This is a genomic window from Candidatus Corynebacterium faecigallinarum (assembly GCF_052264515.1).
GTDB classification, from domain to species: domain Bacteria; phylum Actinomycetota; class Actinomycetes; order Mycobacteriales; family Mycobacteriaceae; genus Corynebacterium; species Corynebacterium faecigallinarum.
In genome coordinates this window covers 1-22370 of sequence record NZ_JBQQOC010000017.1, presented here as the reverse complement: position 1 = coordinate 22370, position 22370 = coordinate 1, and the positions used below count along the sequence as shown (strand labels likewise).

Below are 22370 nucleotides of genomic sequence, written 5' to 3'. Positions count from 1 at the left end.
TGAATCGAAGGCTCGTGCCGCTACCCCGGCGCCGGGAACTACAGCGCCGGGAACTACAGCGCCGGAAATTCCGGCACGACGTACTCGGCGAGCTCCGCCAGCGCCTCCTCCACCGGCCGGTCCCCGTGCCGAAGGCTGATCATGATGTGGTTCAGCCCCAGTTCTTTCTGTGACGCCAACAGCTCCAGCAGGGCCTCGCGTCCGATCTTGAACCCGAAGTCACGACCCTCCGCCGGGTACGACGGATCCTCCGCCAGGTCGATCCACAGCGACTCCCCCACCGGCTTGAATTCCAGTCCCTGCTCCTCGCAAGTCGCCCGCCATTTCTCCACCGTCACCTTCTGCGCCTGGAGGTTGCGGTGGTAGGTCAGCCAGCCGTCGGAGTGGGCGGCGTTGAATTCGGTGGTCTGCAGGCAGGACCCCACCGTCAACAGCGGCACGCCGGACGCCGAGGGTTTCGGCACGACCTCCGCGCCGCCCATGCGTCCGCGCGACCAGCGCACCGGACGCATCTGCGAGGTCCAGCCCTTCTTCAGCACCTCCAGGTTCTCCCGGAAGACCTCCCCGCGCTCGCCCTTGTCCATGCCGAAGGCGGCGAACTCCTCCGGCCGGTCACCGGAGGCCACCCCCATGAGGAAGCGTCCGTCACTGAGCCGGTCCAGCCCCGCCGAACGCTTCGCCAGCAGCAGTGGGTGCGCCAGCGGCAGCACGACCGCCGCCGTTCCCAGCGCGATGGTGGACGTATGCGCCGCCAGCCAGGTCAGGTACATGAACGGGTCGTGAATCTGGCCGACGTCACCGAAGGTCTCCACATTCAGCGGGATGTCACGGCACCAGACTGCGGCGAACCCGGCCTTCTCCGCGGCCTGTGTGAGCGTGACCTGCCGTTCCAGGTCCCCGTCCGGCGTGACCGGTGAGTACCCCAGGGTCAGTTCCCCCTCGGCGAAGGTCCGCTGCCACCCCGGCAGGGTGGTCAGCGGGGCGTCCGACACCTGCATGATCTCCGGTAGATCGGCCATAAGTCAGCTCCCCAGCGGGTCGACCGACATCGCCACGGCGAGCATCACCGAGCCCACGGTCACGCAGAACGCCGAGTCGAACCGACGCGAGCGCACCGAGAGGACCCCCAGGATCTCCCCGTCGACGAGCCAACGCAGCAGGCCGAGAAACAGCATCGCCGAGCCGATGGTGACCGTCCCGCGACGCCACCGGTCAGCCACCAGGAAGGCCAGACCGATAATCATGACCAGCACGAAGCCGATCACCAGCACCATCTGCAGCTTCTGGCTGAGCGGCGAGCTCCGCACATAGCGGTCGTGTGGGTTGCGCAGCAGCACGGTCCGCTCCTCGCGGGTCAGCTCGACCAGCTCAGCCGGGTCCGCCCCACCGACGCCTGCCCCACTCACACCTGGTCCACTCCTGCGAGCATCTCCGCACGCTCGACCACGTTGTGGATCAGGAACGCACGGGTCAGCGGGCCCACACCGCCCGGGTTCGGCGAGACGTGACCGGCGACGTCCCACACGTCCGGGGCGACGTCACCGGCGAGCTTGCCGTCGACCCGGGAAACCCCGACATCCAGCACCGCGGCGCCGGGCTTGACCATGTCGGCGGTGAGCATATGCGGCTGACCTGCGGCGGCGATGATGATGTCTGCATCGCGGGTCTCCGCCGCAAGGTCCTTGGTGCCGGTGTGACACAGCACCACAGTGGCGTTCTCGGAGCGTCGGGTGAGCATCAGGCCGATCGGACGTCCCACGGTCACGCCACGGCCGATGACCACGGCCTTCGCCCCGTTGAGTTCCACGTTGTAGTGGCGCAGCAGCGACAGCGCACCGTTGGGGGTGCAGGGCAGCGGCGCGGGCTCCATGAGCACCAGCTTGCCGAGGTTGACCGGGTGCAGACCGTCGGCATCCTTCGCCGGGTCGATGCGCTCGAGCACCGCGTTCTCGTCGAGGTGCTTCGGCAGCGGCAGCTGCACGATGTAGCCGGTGCACTCCGGGTCTGCGTTGAGCTCGTCGATCACCGCGTTGAGCTCCTCCTGGGTGACGTCCGCCGGCAGGTCGCGACGGATGCTGTTCACCCCGATCTGCTCGCAGTCGCGGTGCTTCATCTTCACGTAGGAGTGGGATGCCGGGTCATCACCGACCAGCACGGTCGCCAGCCCGGGGGTCACACCCTTGTCCTTGAGCGCCGCCACGCGGCGGGTGAGATCCTCGACGATCTCGTCGCGGTACAGTTTGCCGTCAAGCTTTGTCGCAGTCACGCCACCCATCCTATCCTCCGGCACATCCCGCATCACACCCCGCGTCACACCCCACCGGGGAACCCTGCCTGCCGCCACGCCTCGTAGGCGGCGACGGCGGCACAGTTCGCCAGGTTCATACTGCGCCGTCCGGGCAGCATGGGGATGCGCACCTGGGCGGTGATCCGTGGGTCTGCCAGTGCCTCGTCCGACAGTCCGGTGGGTTCGGTGCCGAAGAGCAGGACGTCCCCCGGCCGGTAGTCGATGTCGGAGTACCAGGTCTCGGCGGCCGCGGTGAAGGCGAATACGCGCCTGCCGCCTTCCCCGCTTCCGCCACCACAGAGTTCCCCCAGCGCAGCGTCCAGCGACGGGTGCACGTGCACCTCCGCCAGCTCGTGGTAGTCCAGCCCGGCCCGACGCACATGCTTGTCGTCGAAGTTGAAGCCCAACGGCTCGGCGAGGTGCAGGGTCGCCCCGGTACCGGCGCACAACCGGATGGAGTTGCCGGTGTTTCCCGGGATCACCGGCTGGTCGAAGAGGATGTGGCAGGTCGGCTCCTTGTGCTCGTCCTCCACTACCGCTCCCACCAGGTCCGCAGCACGTCGGTGAACCACGCGACGTCCCGCACCCCGGCCATCTCCCGGGCCGAGTGCATCGACAGCAGCGGGATACCGACGTCCACGGTGGGGATCCCCAGCCGCGTCGCGGTGATCGGCCCGATCGTGGAACCGCAGGGCACGTCGTTGTTGCCGGCGAAGACCTGGTCAGGCGCGCCGGCCTCCCGGCACGCCGCCCGCCATGCCGCGGCGGTCGGCGCGTCGGTGGCGTAACGCTGGTTGGCGTTGACCTTCAGCACCGGTCCGCCGTTGATCACCGGACGGTTCGCGGCGTCGTGGCGTCCGGCGAAGTTGGGGTGCACCGAGTGCGCGGCATCGGCGGAGACGCAGGACGACCTGGCGAACATCGCCCGGGTGCCGTCAGCGTCGGCCCCGAGGGCGGCGGCGGTGCGGGTGAGGACGTCCTCCAGGATCGGTCCGGCGGCACCGCTGGTGGTCGAGCTTCCGACCTCCTCATGGTCGAAGGCGGCGAGCACGGGGATGGTGTTCTCGGCCGGCTCGGCGGCGAGGAAGGCCTCGAGCGAGGTGAAGACGCTGGAGAGGTTGTCCATGCGTCCGGCGGCGATGAAGTCGTCCTGCGCACCGAAGATCTCGCCGCGCTGGGTGTCGACGGTAATCAGGTCGTGGGCGAGGATGCTTTCGGCGTGGATCTCTCCCGAGTCTGCACCGTCCGTACCGTCTACAGCGTCCGCGATGACCTCGGCGATGGTGGGGGCGGACTCACCGATGGCGAACACCGGCTGCATGTGGTTCTGCCGGTCGAGTTTCAGCTCGGTGTTGACCGCCCGGTCCAGGTGGATCGCCAGGTGAGGGACACGCAGTACTGGTCCGGTGGCCACGAGTTTCTCGGCAATTCCGTCCCCGGTGTCGACGACGACGCGTCCGGCGAGCCGCAGTTCCCGGTCGAGCCAGGACGCCAGGATCGGCCCACCGTAGATCTCCACCCCGGCCTGCCGCCAACCACCGGGGCCGGTGATGTCCCCGACCGGCTTGAGCTTCAGTCCCGGCGAATCGGTGTGGGAGCCGATGATGCGGAAAGCCGCCGTCGCACCGGAGTCCTGCTCCCGGACACCCTCGGGGATCCGCCAGGCCAGCACCGCCCCGCCGCGCACGATGTAGTGGCCGCCTGGGGAGGCGTCCCATCTGTCGGCCTCGTCCTGACGGTGGAAACCGGCGGCATCCAGTGCGGCAGCCACCGTGGCGGCAGCGTGGTAGCTGGACGGTGAGGCGTCGATGAAGCCGATGAACCGCTGGGCAGTCTCATGGGAACCTGTGTGGGAACCTGTCATGGATATCAAGGGTAGCGGGCCGTCACCAGGCCGTCACAACGATACAGTTTCAGAACGTACATATGTTCGATGATTCCACATTGTGCGCATTTGCCGTCCGATCCATTGGATAGTGTGTACGACATGACCTCACCACCACTTCCACCACCGCCAACTCCCCCACCGGTGTTCCCGCCCCACGGTCGCTCCCCAGGAGAATCCGGTCGGCCCCGGAAAGTCGAGGTCTTCCATATCACCCAACTGGTGACCTGGGAGTCGCCCAGCCCGTACTGGGTCCTGCTTCGCTCAACCACCCCTGCCGCCCGGGCGACGGTGGAGTCCAACAAGGCCTTGATCACCATCGCCGTAGCCTGCACGCCGGAGCCCGGGGATGATGTCGTCGCCCATTTCTCCTCGATCCAGGCGGCTCTCGGGGTAACCAGGGCGCGTGCGGAGATCTACAGCAGCATCGGCCTGCTGTGCCAGCGCATGCCACGACTTGAGCAACACCTGTCATTGGGGATGCTCAGCATCGACCACCTGCGGCAACTCGCCCGCAGTGTCGACGGCCTGCACCCTGACGACACCGAGGCCGCGCAGGACGCACTGATCGAGGTGCTCACCCCTCGCCGGAAGGCGCAGGCGATTCACTCGCCCCGGACCCTGTTCAACCGCGTCCTCAAATCCCTGCACCAGATCGACGCCCTGGCCCGCCCCGTCGACCACACCGAACCACCCGTGGCACCTCTGCGCCCATCCGAGATGTCAGGCAGTGCGGTACTCGCGGACGGCGATGATGCCCCGGACGCGGACGCTGACACGGACGACACAGCGGACACCGATCCCGATCAGCAGGAACCTGCTCCGGTGCTGGACCCCGAACGTCAGGCCGAGCAGGACGCCATCGAGCTCGCCGCCGAGGTAGCAGCAGCCGCACTGGCTGACGAGGCCGGCACCGACGCCGCTGCCGCCGCAGCTGACTCCTACACCCGGCGCGTATCCGTCGACACCTATGATCCGACCTCAACGGTGATCACCGCTACCCTGCCGGCCGCCGAAGCCGCGGAGTTCATCGCGATCCTCGATGCGGTGTGCGCCAGCGCGCGCTGCAGCCGCGCCAAGGCCCTGATGCACCTTGCCCGGGGCACCGCCGATGTCGAGGTCACCCTCAACATCTACCGGGAGATCGACAGCGACATCGCCGCCACGGACTCCGGGCACTGGCTCGACAAGGTCGCCACCGAGACCTTCATGGACCGGGTCACCCACCTGCGGATCCCCGGACATGATGCGACCGAGGCCTACACCCCCACCAGGCAGATCCGCGACTTCGTCACCGCCTGCTACGAGACCTGCACCTTCCCCGGGTGCGAGGTGCCGTCCGCCAAGTGCGACCTCGACCATATCCACCGCTACGACCACCAGGACCCGGCGAAGGGTGGACCCACCGATACCCACAACCTGCACCCGGTCTGCCGACGACACCACCAGATCAAGACCCTCGGCTGGCAGGACGTCACCCGCGCCGTCGACGGGGCGGTGATGTGGAGCAGCATCGACGACGGATACACCTACGTCACCGAGCCGACCGGCCCGCTCGCCGGTTACGCCCGGACGACCTTCGCGGAGCAGGCATCCCGCCGGTACCGGGCGACCCGGGACCACAACATCGGCATCGCCGGACGACACCTCGCCCTCCGCCGCGCTCTACTCGAGGCCCGCACCGCCGCGGCACCCGAAGCGTCCGCACCCACCGCAGCATCCGAACCGAATGACCCAGGGGAGGTCCCGTTCTGATGAACGCGTATAACGGTCACCATGACCACAACACCGTTACCACCCGCGGAGGCATTCACCTCCCCGGCCGATGACCCCGCGCTGCGACTCGCCCGCAACGCCGTCACCGCCGCGGACGTCAACGCCGTAGCCCTGAACCGGGACGCCGTGATCGCCGTGAACCCGACGACCGAGGTCAAGCTCGACTCCCTGGGGGTCAGCGACCAGAAGCAGTCGGGACGCTGCTGGATGTTCGCCGCCTACAACGTCTTCCGCCACCGGATCGCCGACGACCTCGGAATGAAGAGCAGCGACGGGTTCGAGTTCTCGCACACCTACCTGCAGTTCTACGACAAGGTGGAGAAGTCCAACCATGTGCTGCGCTCTCTGGCCGAGCTGTTCGCCGAGGGGGTGACCGACCTGGATGACCGGACGGTCTCCGCCCTGCTCGACCAGGCGGCATCCGACGGCGGCCAGTGGAACTACTTCACCAACCTGGTGGCCAAGTACGGCGTGGTGCCGAAGTACACCATGCCGGAGACCTTCGCATCCGGACGCACCAGCCAGCTCGACGGCCGGCTGCGCACCGTGCTGCGCCGAGGTGCGCTCCGCCTGCGCGAGAACACTGCCGATGCCGGGGCCGATGCTGCAACCGATACCGAGAGCATCATCGCCGAGACGCTCGCCGACGCCCACCGGGTCATCGCCGTGCACCTCGGCCTGCCGCCCACCGAATTCGCCTGGCGCTACCGCGACAAGGACGGGACCTTCCACGACGAAGGCACCCTGACCCCGCAGGAGTTCGCCGCCCGGGTACTCCCCGACAACCTCGACACCTATGTCTCGGTCGTCCACGACCCGCGCCACGAGACCGGACGTGCCTTCCACATCACCCACGAGAACAACATGTGGGGCACGGCCGACTTCAGCTACGTCACCGCAGACATCGACGACCTGCGCACCATCACCCGCACCTCGCTGGACGCCGGGGAGCCGGTGTGGTTCGCCTGCGACGTCAACCGTCAGTTCGTCGCCAAGACCGGGGTCTGGCACTCCGACCTGCTGGAACTCGACGCGCTCTACGGCACCGACTCGGCCACCACCAAGGCCGAGCAGATGGACACCGCCGAATCCCGGCTGACCCACGGCATGGTGTTCACCGGCTACGACACCGGCGGAGACACCGGAACCACCTGGCGCGTCGAGAACTCCTGGGGCACCAAGAGCCACGGCGAGCACTCCGAACTGGCAGGCAAGGGCTACGGCACCATGGCGGACAACTGGTTCGGCGACAACGTCTTCCAGGTTGTCGTCCCCCGCCGACTGCTCGAGGCCCCCGAGCTGACCACCGAGCTCAACACCGACCTCACCGACGCCCTCGCCGCACTCGACGCCGGCGAGTCCACTGCCCATCCGACCTGGGATGCGATGGCCTGATGACTGTGACTACGACCAACACCGTGACTACTGACAACACTGTGACAACTACCGACACCACCCCCGGCGTCGATGCCGGCTATCTCACCGGACTGTCCGACACGCTGCGCACCGACCCGTCCTTCCGCCAGGCCCGTAACGCCGCCACCGCGGCGGACGTAGAGACCGTGACCCTCGACCGGGACGTCCTGAACAGCACCGACACCAGCACCTCCGTCAAGATCGACTCCTGGGCCGTCGCCGACCAGAAGCGCTCCGGGCGCTGCTGGATCTTCGCCGGGCTCAACACCCTGCGCGGATCGGTGATGGACCAGACCGGGATCAAGGACCTGGAGCTCTCCCAGACCTACCTGCACTTCTGGGACAAGCTGGAGAAGGCCAACTTCTTCCTCAACGCCATGGTGGAGCTCGCCGACCGCGACATCTCCGACCGGACCGTCCAGAAGCTGCTCGCCGACCCCATCGAGGACGGCGGACAGTGGACCATGTTCGTCGACCTGGTGGCCAAGTACGGCGCCGTGCCGAAGTACGCGATGCCGGAGACCAGGTCGTCCTCCGACACCCGGGCGATGAACCGTGACCTGGCCACCTCCCTGCGCGCCGGCGCCGCCCGGATCCGCGCCGGTGAAAGTTCGGCCCACCGCGACACCCTCGCCGACGTGCACCGCATCCTCACCGTGCACCTCGGCACCCCGCCGGAGAGCTTCACCTGGCAGTACCGCGACTCCGACGACACCTTCCACCGCGTCGGCACCGTCACCCCGCTCGAGTTCGCCGCCGCGCACCTGCCCGACGATCTCGGCGAGCAGGTGTGCGTGGTCAACGACCCGCGCGAGACCTCCCCCTACGGCGAACTGTTCACCGTGGAGTACCTCGGCAACGTCATCGGTGAGGACGGTGCCGAGCCGGTCACCTACCTCAACGCGCCGATAGACGTCATCAAGGACGCCGTGCTGTCCTCCCTGCAGGACGGCCAGCCGGTGTGGTTCGGCTGTGACACCGCCGCCCAGTCCTACCGCGAGACCGGCGTGTGGGACGCCCACCTGCACGACTACGAGGGCTTCTACGGGGTGGACCTGGAGCTGGACAAGCAGCAGCGGCTTCTCACCGGCGAATCCCAGATGACCCACGCGATGGTGTTCACCGGGGTCGACGTCGACGAGGACGGCCGTCCGGTGAAGTGGCGCGTGGAGAACTCCTGGGGGCCGAAGGCCGCCGACAAGGGGTTCTGGACCATGAACGACAACTGGTTCGACGAGTACGTCTTCGAGATCGCCGTGCACCGTGACCGGCTGCCCGGCACCTACCGGGACGTGCTGACCGCCGCGGACGAGGGACGGGTCACCCCACACGTCCTGCCGGCGTGGGACCCGATGGGGGCGCTGGCCCGCTAGAACCAGCTAGGTCAGCCGGTGGTTCGAGAGGAAGTCCCAGACCTCGGTGGTGGCGTTCAACGAGTAGGACGTCGACTCCGCCGAGCTGGACGCCGCACCGGAGGTCCCGGAGGCGTCACCCGGCCAGCGGTGTCCACCGTCGCCGACCCGCAGGTGCACCACCGAGGTACCGGCGGTGCACATCGGCCACTGCTGACGCTGGACGTCACCTGCCAGGGCCGTGGTCACCGGGGTGGGCTGGCACCCGCTGCGGGCGACGAACTGGTCCACCAGTTCACGGGCGCCCAGGTAGGTACCGCCGTGGCGCTTACCACCGGAGTAGCTGATCGTCTCGTCCTCGGTGCCGTGGATCTCCAGCATCGACGGGGCCCGGTGGGTGTCCTGCACACAGTTGGTCCGGGTGCCCTTGTAGTAGGCACCGGAGACCGCGGAGACCGCGGCGAAGACATCCGGCTTGCGGCAGGCCAGCTTGGCGACCATCCCGCCGCCATTGGACATGCCGGCGGCGTAGATCCGGGAACGGTCCACGTTGTAGGTCGTGTTCAGTGCGGCGAGCATGTCCATGGTGAAGCGGACGTCCTCACCGTCCTTCGTCTTCGAGTAGGGCGCGCCCTCCCAGGATTCGCTCACGCCCTGCATGTAGACCACGATCGCGGGAAGCTTGTCGAAGCCGGTGTACTTGTGCATGCTCTGCGCCGACTCCTTGTAGCCGGGGTAGGCCAGCAGCACCGGGTAGGACTGCTCCTTGGTGTAGCCCTCCGGCAACGACAGGACGCCCTTGCGGTTGCGGTCGCCGGACCGCAGGGTGATCGAAGTGCTCTTCCCCGGGGCCGGGCCGTCGATCTTCGGCCCCTTCCCCAGCTCCGCCTCGACGGCGGTGGGGACGATATTGCCCGCCCCTTCGGACGCTGCGGCGGCGGCCTCCGCGTTCTGCTGCAGCGTCTGCTCGCGGTAGGCCTCCAATGCCTCACTGGTCTCACCGGCTGGCGTGTGGCCGACCCAGACCAGGGCCCCGACCATCAGCGTCGCGACCAGGAAGGTGACTGACCGGCCGGCCCGTCGGGCGGCCGAGGCGCGCGGGAAGGGGCGGGAGAACCAGCGGGAGACACCGGAACCACCGGTCCAGTTCTCGCGGTCCCACCGTTGCCGCTGCTCCTCGGCGGGCACCGGTGCCTCGGCCCACATGGAGCTGTCGGGCCATTCGGTGATCTCGCCTGTATCCCCCTGCGGGCGCGGGGCCGGCACAGGGGTGGTCGACCGATGGGCCGGGCGGTGATCAGGAGTCTCTTGCACCCCACCATTTCTACTTGTCTACGCAGGTGGAATCAATTTTGCCACGCACTTGGCGGCAGGATACCGGGAAATATTCTACTTTCACAACACAACAGTTTTTCGTCGGATACCATACCTCCCATGAAGACGTTCAAGACCCGCATGTCACAGGCTGTGTTGACGTTCACCGCCACCTCTGCCCTCGCCATCACCTCCGCCGGTGTCGCCGTCGCTGACGACACCCCTGACTCTCCCTCTCCCGACGCCTCCGGCAGCGTGCTGTCCGGTGAGTCCGTCCTGCCCGGTATCGACGTCCCGCCGTTCTCCGGCGAGTCGAACGCCGACGGTTCCAACCCCTTCTACGTCCCGCCGGAGACCCTGCCGGAGGGCAAGGGCACGGTGATCCGTAGCCAGGACGCCCCGAACCTGCTGAACCTCGAGTCCAACGGTGGCCCGGGCAGTGCCGAGCGAATCCTCTACACCACCACCAACGAGCACGGCGAGCAGGTCGCCACCAGTGGTGCGGTGCTCAAGCCCACGGGTAAGTGGCAGGGCAAGGGCCCGGCCCCGACCCTGGTCGCCACCCCGGGTACCCGCGGCGCCGGTGACATCTGCGCACCGTCCCGGTCGTCCTACCAGCTCTACGGCTTCGACGACGGCAACGGCGCCATCAACCTCAACTACGAGTACCCCTTCCACGCCGCGGCCAGTGCGCTGGGCATGAACGTGGTCGTCGTCGACCTCATCGGCCTGGGTACCCCGGGCCAGCACACCTACGTCAACCACCTCGAGGAGGGCACCGCCGCCCTCGACGGTGCCCGCGCCGGCCTGTCCCACCTGGGCCTGCCGGAGGACTCCCCGATCGGTTTCTTCGGCTACTCCCAGGGTGGTGGCGCCTCGGCCGCCGCCGCCGAGCAGGCGTCCTCCTACGCCCCGGAGCTCAACGTCAAGGGCACCTTCGCCGGCGCCCCGCCGGCTGACCTGATCGAGGTCGTCGACTACGTGGACGACCACGCCATCACCGGTGTGATCGGCTTCGCCCTCAACGGTGCCCTGGAGCGGCACCCTGACCTGGCAGGGCTCCAGGACGAGTACTTCAACGACAAGGGCAAGCAGTTCATGGCCGACACCAAGGACCGCTGCATCGGCGATGCCGTGGGACGTTGGGCCTTCACCGACACCCGCACCATGACCAAGGACGGCCGGTCCTTCGGCGAGATCGCCCGCTCCGACGAGCGCCTCAGCGAGGTGCTGGACAGCTACAAGCTGGAAAACAGGTACAAGAACCTCAATGCCCCGATGCTGATGGTCAACGGCAAGAACGACGACACCATCCCGTGGCAGCAGGCCCGTGACACCGCCGCCCGCTACTGCGAGGCCGGTGGCACCGTCCAGTTCAACACCGACCCGCTGCCGGAGGTGCTGCCCGGCTTCGTGATCAACCACGCCGTGCCGATGCTCACCCAGGCCGGGCCGGCGATGAACTACCTCGTCGACCGGTTCAACGACAAGCCCGCCCCGAGCAACTGCGGCAAGTTCTAGACGCCTCTCCCCTGCTCCCCAGCAGTAGGCCTCGAGCCCCGCGCACGTTCCTTTCGCCGGAACCGTGCGCGGGGTGTGGTCTTTTCCGATTATTTCAAGGGCAAACACGACAAACCTGCTTGCGGTCGCGACACAGCCGGTACAGTCAGGCATGGGCCGGGGGACAGCACATCATCTACTGCAGCACCACACCCGGTTGAATCATGCAGCCGACCAGGGGGACACTCGTGACCACCACTTTTCCTGTCGAACCAGGACACACCACACATCTCGACGCCTCGACGATGATCGGCGCGGTCGATGCCGCACCGCCCTCGGGGTGGCGCCGAATCGTGCACCGCGCCACCGGAGGACGCGTCAACCCGGGCGAATCCACCGTTCAGGCCGCCGAACGCCAGGTCCGCGAACGTATCGGCGCTCCCTTGCGCGGTGACTACCGGATCGCGGTGCTCAGTCTGAAGGGCGGCGTGGGCAAGACGACCTCCACCGTGGCGCTGGGCGGCATGTTCGCCTCATTGCGCGGCGACCGGGTCATCGCGGTGGACGCCAACCCGGATCTCGGCACGCTGGCCCGTCGAGTGATCGACGACTCAGATGTGGGACTGGGTGCGGACATCCCGACCGTGCGTGACCTGCTGGGTCTTCCGGACGCATCCCGCTACCCACAGGTCCGCTCATGCACCAGCCAGGCGGCCAGCCGTCTGGAGGTCATCGGCTCCGACCGCGACCCGGCGGTGTCGGAGGCCTTCAGTGAGGACGACTACCGGCGCACCGTCGACATCCTGCAGCACCACTACAACATCATCCTCACCGACTGCGGTACCGGCCTGATGCACAGCGCCATGTCCGGAGTACTCGACCTGGCACACATGCTGGTGCTGGTCACCTCACCGGCATTGGACGGGGCCCGCTCGGCCGAGGCGACACTGGACTGGCTGGACCACCACGGCCACGGTGACCTGGTCGCCAATGCAGTAGTCGTGGTCTCCGGTGCGCACCCGGGTCAGGCGGCGGTGGATCCGGAAGTGTTGACCTCGCACTTCTCCGCCAGGACGCGGGCGGTGCGCGGCATCCCCTTCGACCGGCACCTCTCCGAGGGCGGGGTGGTCGACCTGGACCGGCTGCACCCGAAGACGTTCCGGGCCTACCGGGAACTCGCGGCGACGGTGGCGGAGGACTTCGGCAGCTGGCACCGGCACGCCGCAGTGTGAATCTCAGCCGCGGTGTAATTCACCGGAAGTCGCGGGACGCACCCGCCAACGCGGCCTCCGGCTCCAACGGTTCCAGCTGGTCGGCGACGACGGTGACCGCGCCGCTGCCGTTCTGGACGATGCCCCGGACGACCAGCATCCGGGCGGTGGTGGCGACCTTGCGCCGCGCCCTCCACAGCCCCGGGGAGACCAGCACGTTGACCAGGCCCGTCTCGTCCTCCATGCCGAGGAAGGTCACCCCGCCGGCGGTCATCGGACGTTGCCGGTGGGTCACCACGCCGGCGACCCGGATCCGGCGTCCGTCCTCCACCGTCCTCAGGCCGGACGCCGGGACGACCGGGAACGGCCCCGGCACGGCGTCCAATCGCTCGCGCAGCAGACGCACCGGGTGTCCGTCGGAGGTCACCCCTGTGGCACTGATGTCCGCGGCGGCGAGTTCGAAGGAACTCATGCCGGGCAGTGCCGGGGTGGACGGCGAGGAGGTCCCCGGCAGCATCCCGGGGCGTTCGGTCGCCGCGATGCCTGCCGCCCACATGGCCTGGCGTCGGCTCACCCCGAGTGAGTCGCAGGCACCGGCCCGGGCCAACGCCTCCACCTGGGCCACACTCACGCCGGCCTCCCGGGAGAGCTCGGCGATGCTGGTGAAACGGTGCGGGTGATCCGCGCCAATCCGAGCACGTGCGGCAACGAGGTCGGTCGCGGCGTCCTCCCCCAACCCCTTGACCGAGGCGAGACCGAGACGGATCGCACCGTCCTGCACCTCCGCCTCAACGCCGGAGGCGTTGACGTCCACCGGCAGGATCGTCACCCCGTGGCGTCGGGCGTCGGAGACCAAGGACTGCGGTGAGTAGAAGCCCATCGGCTGGGCGCGCAGCAGCGCCACGCAGAATTCCGCCGGGTAGTGGCACTTGAACCAGGCGGAGAAGTACACCAGGGAGGCGAAGGACTGCGCGTGGGACTCCGGGAAGCCGTAGGAGGCGAAGGCCACGACCTTGTCCCACAGCCGCTCGGCCACCTCAGTGGAGATCCCGTGCAGGTCACGGGCACCGTCCAGGAACCTGGTACGCATCCGCTCCATCTTCTCCGGGGAGCGCTTCGAGCCCATCGCCCGGCGCAGCGTGTCCGCCTCACCGGGGGCGAAACCGGCGACGGCGACGGCCATCTGCATCAGCTGCTCCTGGAACAGCGGGATCCCGAGGGTCCGGGACAATACCGGTTCCAGGCAGGGGTGTTCGTAGGTGACCTCCTCCTCGCCGTTGCGTCGGCGGATGTAGGGGTGCACCGAGCCGCCCTGGATCGGGCCAGGGCGGATCAGCGCGACCTCCACCACCAGGTCGTAGAAGGTGCGGGGTTTCAGCCGGGGCAGGGTGGCGAGCTGGGCGCGGGACTCGACCTGGAACACCCCGACGGCGTCGGCGGCGCTCAGCATCTCGTAGACCGCCGGGTCCTCGGCCGGGATCTGCCACAGTTCGGTGCGGGTGCCCGTGGTCTGCTCCACCAGGTCCACACAGTGGTGCAGGGCCTCGAGCATGCCGAGGCCCAGCAGGTCGAACTTCACCAGCCCGACCGCCGCACAGTCGTCCTTGTCCCACTGCACCACCGAGCGGTTCTCCATCCGCGCCCATTCGGTCGGCACCACGTCGGCGATCGCGCGGTCGCAGATGACCATGCCGCCGGAGTGGATGCCGAGGTGGCGGGGTTGTCCCTCGAGCATGGCCGCCAGGGTGACCACCGGTTCCGGCGGGTCCTCGAGCCGGCGGGACCAGGCGTCGACGCGTCCCGGGTCGTGGCCGAGGGCGCGGGCGGCGTCGCGCAGCGCACCTTTGCGCCGGTAGGTGATGACGTTGGCGACCTGTGCGGCATTATCACGTCCATAGCGCTGATAGACGTATTGGATGGCCTCTTCGCGTCGGGTCGACTCGATGTCGAGGTCGATGTCGGGTGGGCCGTCGCGCTCCGGGGAGAGAAAGCGTTCGAACAGGAGGTCGGACGCCACGGCGTCCACGTTGGTGATGCCGAGTGCGTAACAGACCGCGGAGTTCGCCGCCGAGCCGCGGCCCTGGCAGAAGATGGTGCTGCGGCGGCAGAAGTCGACGATGTCGTGGACGATGAGGAAGTAGCCGGGGAAGCCGAGGCCTTCGATGATCTCCAGTTCATGCTCGATGACCTCCCAGGCGCGGGGGTTCTGCGGGCGGGGACCATAGCGCTCCTCGGCACCGCGGCGGGTCAGCTCGCGCAGCCAGGACATCTCGGTGTGGCCGTCCGGCACGTCAGCGTGCGGCAGGTTCGGGGCGACGAGGTTCAGGGTGAAGGCGCACTCAGCGGCGACGGCCACGCTGGTATCGATGGCAGAGCGCAGCCAGTCGCAGTCGCCGGCCAAGGCCACCATCTCGTCGCCGGAGCGTAGCCAGGCCCCGCCGAGCGGGTGGGTGCGAGGGGCGGCGGTGGTGACGTCCTGCCGCTCGTGCAGCGCAGCCTTCGCCGCGGCCAGTCGCGACTGGGTCGGGGTCGCGCAGGTTGCGGCGGTGGTGACGATCTCGGTGAGACCGTGCCGCTGCGCCAGGTCGTGAAGTTTTCCGTTGCGGTCGACATCGGCGGGACTGGCGGTCAGCGAGAGCTCTACCAGGCAGTTCTCGGAGCCGAAGGCTGTGAGGATGTCGGTGACGTGGTTGATGTCGGTGGCGGCGCTGGTGCGGTGGTGGTCGACCAGGACGTACCAGGTACCGGCTGCGGCGTCGGCGATTTCGGCCAGGGGCGGATAGGACGCAGCGTCCTTGGTGTTGTCTTTCATCCGCGCGGCGGTGATGACACGGGAGAGCCGTCGGTAGCCCTCCTGCCCCCGGCACAGGACGGTCAACGGGGGCTGGTCGACACCGTCGACGGAGAGTTCGGCGCCGAAGACGGTGGCGGGAACGGTGGCTGGTGCATGACCGGAATCCGCCTGCGCCTCGGCAGCGGCGGTGGCCAGTCGGGCGGCCCCGTAGAGGCCGTCCCGGTCGAGCACGGCGATGGCGCCCAAGCCCAGATCGGACGCCGCGGCGACGTACTCCTCCGGCTCGCTGGCGCCGCGCAGGAAGTTGTAGGAACCCGCGGCGTGGAGCTCGGCGAAGGGGACGGTGGGGGCCGGCGCGTCCGGAACTGCCGGTGCGTCCGACCCGTCCGGCGCGTCCTGCCACCTGGTCTCGCGACCACCCTCGCCGACGCCGACGGCGTGCAGGGTGCCGGTGTCGACCCCGGAGAGGATACGCTCCAGGCGCGACCAGCTGAGCGCACCACCGTTAGAGAACATGTGTTCGATACTAGCGCGGACATCCAGGCCGGTAAACCACGGACCCCTCACCCCGCCAACTAGACAGAGCGGTCCATTCTGCGGTATTCCTACTACCATTACCCCGAAACCCGGGGAGTAGAGACAACCGGACCCATCACGACCCTTGACGTCCTCAGGAGGACACCATGACCAAGCACCTCTTCAGCAAGGTTGCCCGCCGCGCCACCGCCGGCGTCGTCGCCGTCGCCACCGCCGCCAGCCTCGCCGCCTGCGCGGACGACGACAACGACAGCGAGGGCGACGGCCCCATCCGCATCGGCTCGACCGAGGCCGACAAGAGCCAGTGGCAGGCCTTCGCCGAGGTCGCCGAGGAGGAGGGCATCGACATCGACGTCGTCTCCTTCACCGACTACGTGCAGCCCAACCGGGCCCTCGACGCCGGCGAACTGGACGTCAACCAGTTCCAGCACATCCAGTTCCTCGCCGAAGAGAACGTCAACGCCGGTTACGGACTGGTCCCCTTCGGCTCCTCGCAGACCTTCCCGATGGGCGTCTACTCCAAGGATGCCGAGTCGGTCGAGGACATCGCCGAGGTCGGTGAGGTCGTCATCCCCAACGACACCACCAACCAGGGCCGCGCCATCAAGGTGCTCGCCGCCGCCGGCCTGGTCACCCTGCGTCAGGACGACCTGCTGACCCCGACCCCCGCCGACATCGACCAGGACGCCTCCGACGTCGAGGTCATCGCGGTCGAGGCGCCGCAGACCGCCATCGCCTACAACGACGGTCAGGTCGCCGTGATCAACAACAACTTCCTCGAGTCCGCCGGCGTGAACGCCAACGACGCCGTCTACAAGGACAACCCGGACGACGAGTCCTCCCTCCCCTACATCAACGTGTGGGTGACCACCGAGGAGAACAAGGACAACGAGGACTTCCAGAAGCTGGTCGAGCTCTGGCACACCGACAAGGTCCAGGAGGCCGTCGCCAATGACACCTCCGGCACCGCGGTGAAGGCCGAGTTCTCCGCCGACGAGCTCGAGGAGATCCTCGCCGACACCGAACAGAAGATCCGCGAGCAGGATTCCCCGGACGACTCGGATGAGTAACGGCACCGAAGTCGAGTTCCGGAACGTCGGAAAGATCTTCAGCCAGGGCAAGAGCCAGGTCACCGCCCTCGACGATGTCTCCATCACCATCCCGTCCGGCTCCATCGTCGGCATCATCGGCTACTCCGGTGCCGGTAAGTCGACCCTGGTCCGGCAGATCAACGGCCTGGACACCCCGACCAGCGGGCAGATCCTGCTCGACGGCCGGGACATCGTCCCGCTGCCCGAGCGGCAGCTGCGCAGCATCCGTCGCAACATCGGCATGATCTTCCAGCAGTTCAACCTGCTGACCTCCCGCACCGTCGCCGGCAACATCGCCTACCCGCTGAAGCTCCAGGGCATGCCCAAGACCGAGCGCGAGGCCCGGGTCAAAGAGCTTCTCGAGTTCGTCGGGCTGTCCGACAAGGGACGTTCCTACCCCGAGCAGCTCTCCGGTGGGCAGAAACAGCGCGTGGGCATCGCCCGGGCACTGGCCGCCAACCCCTCACTGCTGCTGGCCGACGAGGCGACCTCCGCACTGGACCCCACCACCACCCGTGAGGTGCTGGAGCTGCTGCGCAAGGTCAACGAGGAGTTCGGCATCACCATCGTGGTGATCACCCACGAGATGGAGGTCGTGCGCACCATCGCCGACGCCGTCGTCGTCATGGAGAACGGCAAGGTCGTCGAACAGGGCAGCGTCTACGAGGTCTTCTCGACCCCGAAGACGGACACCGCGGCGAACTTCGTCGCCACCTCCCTGCGCAACACTCCCGACCTGGTCGAGGCCGAGGCACTGCACAGCCAGGAAGGACGCCTCTTCACCGTCACCATGAAGGAGGGCGCGGGCTTCTTCCACGCCATCTCCGAGGTGGAGCGGGCCGGGGTCAGTGTGAACATCGTCCACGGTGGTGTGACCACGCTGCAGTCCCACTCCTTCGGCCGACTCACCGTGCGGATGACCGCCACGGATGCCGCCGGTGAGGACGCCGTGGAGAACTTCTACCAGTCCCTGTCCGCCACGACCGAGATCGAGGAGATCCGATGAGTGCCACAACCACGGCAACCGATACCCTTCTCCTCGCCAAGGACACCAACTGGGAGTTCCTGAGCCCGATCTACCAGGACGCCATCGGCCAGACGCTGTACATGGCGATCTGGGGTCTGGCTCTCGGCTGGCTGGTGGGTCTGGTGCTCGGCGTCCTGCTGTACACCACCCGCGGTGGCGGCGTGCTCGCCAACCGTCCGGTGTTCTGGGTCATCAACCTGCTGGTGAACATCGTCCGACCGATCCCGTTCATCATCCTGCTCACGGCCCTGGGACCGCTGACCAAGATCGTGACCGGGTCGATCCTGGGCATCAACGCCGCGACGTTCGCGATCATCATCGCCGCGTCCTTCGGTGCCGCGCGCATCGTGGAGCAGAACCTGGTGGCCATCGACCCCGGTGTCATCGAGGCGGCACGCTCCATGGGCGCCTCCCCGCTACGGATCATCTTCACGGTGATCATTCCGGAGGCCCTCGGCCCGCTGATCCTGGGTGCGACGTTCATGTTCATCGCCATCATCGACATGTCCGCCATGGCCGGCTACATCGGCGCCGGCGGTCTGGGTGACTTCGCGATCCAGTACGGCTACCGCGCCTACGACAACAACGTCATCTACGTCGCCCTGGTCACGATCATCATCATCGTCCAGGCAGCGCAGCTGTTCGGTAACTGGCTGGCGAAGAAGGTCATGCGCCGCTGACGCATCCCGCGTGCCACCTACTTCCGGCAGGCAACCCCGTCAGGTCGTTCCCACCGACCTGGCGGGGTTTCCTGCATTCGGTGGCAAAAGTGGTGGGCCCCCGTACGGTCGGTGGGCGGACACACTCTCAATCGTTTCAGGAGAAAACCATCATGTCCCGCACCACCCGACGGCTCGGTGTCGGCCTCGCTGCCGCCGCCCTCACCGCCGGTCTCGCCGCCGCACCGGCTACCGGCCAGGAACTCCCCGAGAACTCCAGCGGCATCTCCGCCCCCAACGGATGGACACCCGAAGGGTCTCCCGCAGCCTGGTAACAATACGCTAACGATCTTCCAGACAGTGGTGCCTACAGCACCGCTGCGGGGTATTCTTTTGCTCCGTGAGAACTCCCCTGAACACCCGCCGAACCACGACATCGAGCATCGTCGCCAGCGTCGTGGCGGGCGGGTGTCTCTGTGCCGCACTGGTCGCCTGTGGTGATGCCGGGGACGGTGAGGGCGGCCCGGAACTCGTGTCCGGACGCATCGGTTCCGAGGTGCAGTCCACCGCAACGGGGGACGCACCGGGCGCCGAACTCTCCCGCCCCGCACCCCGGTCCTCCGACGAATCCGACCCCTTGACCGGCACCCAGCCGAAGGACGTCCTGCCGTCCGAGGGCGCCGAGCTGTCCATCACCGAGGTGCGCGCCGGCACCCACGACGATTTCGACCGGATCGTCGTCGAGCTCGATGGCTCCGGCTCCCCCGGCTGGAAGGTGGCCCCGGACGAGTCGGACGGCGGCCTGGAAATCACGGTGCGCGGGCTGAAACCGTCCGGATCCCCGGAGGAGTCACCCCGGGTCAGCAATGCCGCGAACACGGAGGTCACCTCCGTGGACGTCGACGGGGCCAACAACGGTTCCCGGCGGATCATGGTCGGGGTGAAGGACGCCTCCGCCGATTACTCGGTGAGCCTGCTGTCCTCACCGTCGCGTCTGGTGGTCGACATCATTCACTCGTGACCGGGGCTGACCGGGCTGACAGGACGGACACCGCCGGCGACCCAACTGGTGCCGGTCTTCTGCTTGTCCCCGCAGGATGACACGACCGGGTGCCCGGTGGAGCGTTCCAGGGTGACGGTCCAGGACCGGTCACCGTCGCTGACCAGGAACGTCGGATTCATGCGCTGACGTTTGTCGTGCTTGTGGTCGCCGTGCTTGTGCTTGTGCTTGTCGCGGCGTTCGTTGTACTTGCTGTACTTGCCGTACACGCCGCGTTCGGACGCCGCCTGTTTCACCGCCTGCTGGTACTCGTGGACCGGCTGGAAGTGTCCCTGGCGTTTCAGCTCCTTGAGTTCCTCGTAGCGTCCGGTGATCTTCATCTCCATGCGCTGGGTGATCAGTTCCCCGGCGCGGCGGCGCAGATCGGCGTCGACGGAGGCGGCAACGGCGGCGTAGTCGGCTGCCGCTGCGGCGGGGTCCGGGGCGGGCGCCGCTTCCGGGGTGTCCTCGGCTGCTGCAGGTGCAGGTGCACTGTCGGCCCGACGCACCGTCAACTCGGACATCGCCACGGTCTCCCCTGCCCCGGCCAGGTAGTCGGCGACGGCCAGTTCAGCGATCTGCTCCTGGGCGCCGAGGGCGCCGCGACCCCGGTTGCCGGTGACGTGCAGTCGTCCGGCGGCGGCGTCCTGCAGCATGGCACCGGTCTGGACGGCGGACAGGGTGCCGAAGGAGTAGTTCCACGGCAGCAGGATCATCGACGGGGCGAAGCGGTGGCCCTTGGTGTGCGAGGACTCCCACACCATGCCCGGGTACGTCGCCGCCAGTTCGGCAGCGAGGGGACGCCCCTTGACCGCGCAGCACAGGTCGCGCTTGCCATGGGTGCAGACCAGCAGCAGGGGGTCGGTGACCGGTTCGGCACCGGGGGTGTGGCCCGGTGTGGACAGGTCGACGTCGGTCAGCGCTTCGGCCCCTGCGATCTCCATGCGCTCCAGCGTCGCCGGGGTACCGGGGTTGTCCGGATCACCGGGACGGGCGATGAACAGGGTGGCGGTGTCGCGGGCGACCTGTCCTTCCCTACCGGGTCGGCGGATGAACTGCAGCTGGGCGCGGTTCTTCTTCAGCCAGCGGCTGATCGTGCCGGTGAGTTCCTTGCCCAGGGCCTCGCCGTCGAGGATGTCTCTCCCCCACCCGCCGGGGTTTTCCAGCGCCAGGGTGAGCCCGCCGGTCTTCGCGGTACCGGGCAGTGGTTCGCTGGTGAGGTCGGAGCACATTCCCGACCGGGGGTTCCTGGTGGTGGGCATGGTCCCATTCTAGTTCGTGGGTGTCCCTGAACCGAAGCTCCGGTACTTGGACCTCAGCAGATCGCATCAAGGTCCACGGCGTCCGCCATGGCGGCGTATCCCGCGTCATTCGGATGGAGGTGGTCACCAGGATCGAAAGGCGGGTTGACGATCTCCGGGTTCCCGGGACCACGGATGACCTCGTCGAAGTCGATCACGTCATCGTAGGTCCCGGACGTACGGATCCACTCGTTGAGCGCCTGTCGGGTCCTCTCACCATTCTCGGTGAAGTAACTGGCGCCGCGGTACGGGGTGAGCGTCGCTCCGACGATGCGGAGCCCGTGGTCGCGGGCCCGGTCGACGAGCTGCTGATGGAGTGCGATCAATTCGACAACGGACACCTCACTCTGGGTCCGCCCGATGTCGTTGATCCCCTCGAGCAGCACCACGGTGCCCACACCCTGCCGGGCGAGGACGTCCCTGTCGAAGCGTGTCATCGCGGAGACACCGTGGGTACCAGCGTCCTCAAGAAGTCTGTTTCCGCTGATACCGGAGTTCAGCACCCCGCACTGCAGCTCGGCCGGACGTTGCAGGAGACGGTCGGCGACCTGATCCGGGTACCGCAGGTTGGCGTCCACCGTGGAGGAGTGACCGTCGGTGATGGAATCGCCGAAGAACACGGTCGAGCTCTTGGCGGTGGATGTCACGTCGACCCCACCGAGGAAATAGCGCGCCTCATCAAGAGGGGCGAAGGCACTCTCGTCCCCGACCGTCTGGTTGCCGTCCGCACGGTAGGACGTGGCCATCCCCAACGGGTGCGTTGTCGCGGGCCCGGTGGGGCCTGGCAGGTAGATGCGCACGTCGAGGTCGGAGTTCGCTTCAACCTGGATGGGTACCACGTCCGAGATCCACTCGGCACCGGCGGGAATGGTGACCTGCTCTGAGCCATGGAAGGTCACCGGCGTACCTCCTGCGACGGTGACGGCCCCCACGTCCAGCGGCCCGGTGCCGTAGGTGTTTGCCAGACGCACGCGGAGGGACTTCCCACCGATCGACAGGTGCACGGACTGGAGCAGTGTGGTGTCGACGAATCCGTCGCCGGAGACCGTGCCTGCCCCACCGGGAAGTGCCATTGAGGCATTCCAGCTTCCCAACCATCGGCCGTCATCATGCTCCGGTGTGATGATCGAGCTTTCTGGAAATGACGAGGATGCTGCTGAGGACAGGTCGGCTGATGAACC

19 protein-coding genes are annotated in these 22370 nt (G+C 67.7%); 10 read left to right on the top strand and 9 right to left on the bottom strand.

Annotation, left to right across the window (positions count from 1 at the left end; genetic code table 11):
- Positions 1–53 precede the first annotated feature (53 nt).
- The 5 genes from ACTXPP_RS09800 to ACTXPP_RS09780 are packed head-to-tail and all read right to left on the bottom strand — an operon-like array spanning position 54 to position 4151.
- Positions 54–1019 (bottom strand): TIGR03571 family LLM class oxidoreductase, encoded by a 966-nt coding sequence (locus ACTXPP_RS09800; protein ID WP_443341985.1) that lies wholly within the window; start codon positions 1017–1019, stop codon positions 54–56.
- Positions 1020–1022: 3 nt separating this feature from the next.
- Positions 1023–1406 carry a DUF3017 domain-containing protein gene (locus ACTXPP_RS09795; RefSeq protein WP_301496295.1) on the bottom strand — a complete coding sequence of 128 codons (384 nt, stop codon included), beginning with the start codon at positions 1404–1406 and terminating at the stop codon, positions 1023–1025.
- Positions 1403–2266, bottom strand: coding sequence for a bifunctional methylenetetrahydrofolate dehydrogenase/methenyltetrahydrofolate cyclohydrolase (locus tag ACTXPP_RS09790; protein ID WP_301496297.1), 864 nt, complete (start codon positions 2264–2266; stop codon positions 1403–1405). The genes ACTXPP_RS09795 and ACTXPP_RS09790 overlap by 4 nt, the downstream gene beginning before the upstream one ends.
- 44 nt (positions 2267–2310) lie before the next feature.
- Positions 2311–2832, bottom strand: a complete 522-nt coding sequence (locus tag ACTXPP_RS09785; RefSeq protein WP_443341983.1) for a tRNA (cytidine(34)-2'-O)-methyltransferase — start codon at positions 2830–2832, stop codon at positions 2311–2313.
- Complete coding sequence (locus ACTXPP_RS09780; RefSeq protein WP_443341981.1) at positions 2820–4151, bottom strand: M18 family aminopeptidase; 1332 nt, start codon at positions 4149–4151, stop codon at positions 2820–2822. The genes ACTXPP_RS09785 and ACTXPP_RS09780 overlap by 13 nt, the downstream gene beginning before the upstream one ends.
- Before the next feature lie 243 nt (positions 4152–4394).
- Between ACTXPP_RS09780 and ACTXPP_RS09775 the strand changes: the two genes are divergently transcribed.
- From ACTXPP_RS09775 to ACTXPP_RS09765, 3 genes are read left to right on the top strand one after another with little or no spacing between them, the layout of a single operon-like run.
- Positions 4395–5927, top strand: a complete 1533-nt coding sequence (locus ACTXPP_RS09775) for an HNH endonuclease signature motif containing protein (protein ID WP_443341979.1) — start codon at positions 4395–4397, stop codon at positions 5925–5927.
- A gap of 21 nt (positions 5928–5948) precedes the next feature.
- Positions 5949–7343: a C1 family peptidase gene (locus ACTXPP_RS09770; RefSeq protein ID WP_443341977.1), complete on the top strand. Its 1395-nt coding sequence runs from the start codon at positions 5949–5951 to the stop codon at positions 7341–7343.
- Between the two features lie 41 nt (positions 7344–7384).
- A complete protein-coding gene (locus ACTXPP_RS09765) occupies positions 7385–8737 on the top strand; it encodes a C1 family peptidase (protein WP_443342014.1) in 1353 nt (450 codons plus the stop codon).
- 6 nt (positions 8738–8743) lie between these two features.
- On the opposite strand, the gene ACTXPP_RS09760 is transcribed toward ACTXPP_RS09765, so the two are convergent.
- Positions 8744–10030 (bottom strand): CE1 family esterase, encoded by a 1287-nt coding sequence (locus tag ACTXPP_RS09760; protein WP_443341975.1) that lies wholly within the window; start codon positions 10028–10030, stop codon positions 8744–8746.
- A gap of 120 nt (positions 10031–10150) precedes the next feature.
- Between ACTXPP_RS09760 and ACTXPP_RS09755 the strand changes: the two genes are divergently transcribed.
- On the top strand, positions 10151–11551 hold the full coding sequence (locus ACTXPP_RS09755; RefSeq protein ID WP_443341973.1) for a lipase family protein: 1401 nt from the start codon (positions 10151–10153) through the stop codon (positions 11549–11551).
- A 227-nt stretch (positions 11552–11778) separates the two neighbouring features.
- Positions 11779–12762 carry a MinD/ParA family ATP-binding protein gene (locus tag ACTXPP_RS09750; protein ID WP_443341971.1) on the top strand — a complete coding sequence of 328 codons (984 nt, stop codon included), beginning with the start codon at positions 11779–11781 and terminating at the stop codon, positions 12760–12762.
- Between the two features lie 19 nt (positions 12763–12781).
- On the opposite strand, the gene ACTXPP_RS09745 is transcribed toward ACTXPP_RS09750, so the two are convergent.
- A complete protein-coding gene (locus ACTXPP_RS09745; RefSeq protein ID WP_443341970.1) occupies positions 12782–16051 on the bottom strand; it encodes an error-prone DNA polymerase in 3270 nt (1089 codons plus the stop codon).
- Between the two features lie 167 nt (positions 16052–16218).
- Between ACTXPP_RS09745 and ACTXPP_RS09740 the strand changes: the two genes are divergently transcribed.
- From ACTXPP_RS09740 to ACTXPP_RS09720, 5 genes are all read left to right on the top strand, one after another.
- On the top strand, positions 16219–17142 hold the full coding sequence (locus tag ACTXPP_RS09740; RefSeq protein WP_443341968.1) for a MetQ/NlpA family ABC transporter substrate-binding protein: 924 nt from the start codon (positions 16219–16221) through the stop codon (positions 17140–17142).
- A complete protein-coding gene (locus ACTXPP_RS09735) occupies positions 17135–18169 on the top strand; it encodes a methionine ABC transporter ATP-binding protein (protein ID WP_301520863.1) in 1035 nt (344 codons plus the stop codon). Before ACTXPP_RS09740 ends, ACTXPP_RS09735 begins: the two co-directional genes overlap by 8 nt.
- Positions 18166–18870, top strand: a complete 705-nt coding sequence (locus ACTXPP_RS09730; RefSeq protein ID WP_301496407.1) for a methionine ABC transporter permease — start codon at positions 18166–18168, stop codon at positions 18868–18870. The genes ACTXPP_RS09735 and ACTXPP_RS09730 overlap by 4 nt, the downstream gene beginning before the upstream one ends.
- Positions 18871–19022: 152 nt before the next feature.
- Complete coding sequence (locus ACTXPP_RS09725) at positions 19023–19184, top strand: hypothetical protein (RefSeq protein WP_443341965.1); 162 nt, start codon at positions 19023–19025, stop codon at positions 19182–19184.
- A 65-nt stretch (positions 19185–19249) separates the two neighbouring features.
- Entirely contained in the window at positions 19250–19870 is a 621-nt protein-coding gene (locus ACTXPP_RS09720; protein WP_443341963.1) for an AMIN-like domain-containing (lipo)protein, read from the top strand.
- Here ACTXPP_RS09720 and ACTXPP_RS09715 read toward each other — a convergent pair.
- Both ACTXPP_RS09715 and ACTXPP_RS09710 read right to left on the bottom strand, forming a co-directional pair.
- Entirely contained in the window at positions 19861–21150 is a 1290-nt protein-coding gene (locus ACTXPP_RS09715; protein ID WP_443341961.1) for a sucrase ferredoxin, read from the bottom strand. The two genes, ACTXPP_RS09720 and ACTXPP_RS09715, sit on opposite strands and share 10 nt — an antisense overlap.
- A 53-nt stretch (positions 21151–21203) precedes the next feature.
- Positions 21204–22262 carry an SGNH/GDSL hydrolase family protein gene (locus ACTXPP_RS09710; RefSeq protein WP_443341959.1) on the bottom strand — a complete coding sequence of 353 codons (1059 nt, stop codon included), beginning with the start codon at positions 22260–22262 and terminating at the stop codon, positions 21204–21206.
- Positions 22263–22370: the final 108 nt, after the last annotated feature.

Bases quoted from the DNA above. Each gene is read 5' to 3' on its own strand.
- ACTXPP_RS09800 (WP_443341985.1), bottom strand. From the start codon at position 1,019: ATGGCCGATCTACCGGAGATCATGCAGGTGTCGGACGCCCCGCTGACC.
- ACTXPP_RS09780 (WP_443341981.1), bottom strand. From the start codon at position 4,151: ATGACAGGTTCCCACACAGGTTCCCATGAGACTGCCCAGCGGTTCATC.
- ACTXPP_RS09770 (WP_443341977.1), top strand. From the start codon at position 5,949: ATGACCACAACACCGTTACCACCCGCGGAGGCATTCACCTCCCCGGCC.
- ACTXPP_RS09755 (WP_443341973.1), top strand. From the start codon at position 10,151: ATGAAGACGTTCAAGACCCGCATGTCACAGGCTGTGTTGACGTTCACC.
- ACTXPP_RS09745 (WP_443341970.1), bottom strand. From the start codon at position 16,051: ATGTTCTCTAACGGTGGTGCGCTCAGCTGGTCGCGCCTGGAGCGTATC.
- ACTXPP_RS09740 (WP_443341968.1), top strand. From the start codon at position 16,219: ATGACCAAGCACCTCTTCAGCAAGGTTGCCCGCCGCGCCACCGCCGGC.
- ACTXPP_RS09735 (WP_301520863.1), top strand. From the start codon at position 17,135: ATGAGTAACGGCACCGAAGTCGAGTTCCGGAACGTCGGAAAGATCTTC.
- ACTXPP_RS09730 (WP_301496407.1), top strand. From the start codon at position 18,166: ATGAGTGCCACAACCACGGCAACCGATACCCTTCTCCTCGCCAAGGAC.
- ACTXPP_RS09725 (WP_443341965.1), top strand. From the start codon at position 19,023: ATGTCCCGCACCACCCGACGGCTCGGTGTCGGCCTCGCTGCCGCCGCC.
- ACTXPP_RS09715 (WP_443341961.1), bottom strand. From the start codon at position 21,150: ATGCCCACCACCAGGAACCCCCGGTCGGGAATGTGCTCCGACCTCACC.
- ACTXPP_RS09710 (WP_443341959.1), bottom strand. From the start codon at position 22,262: ATGGCACTTCCCGGTGGGGCAGGCACGGTCTCCGGCGACGGATTCGTC.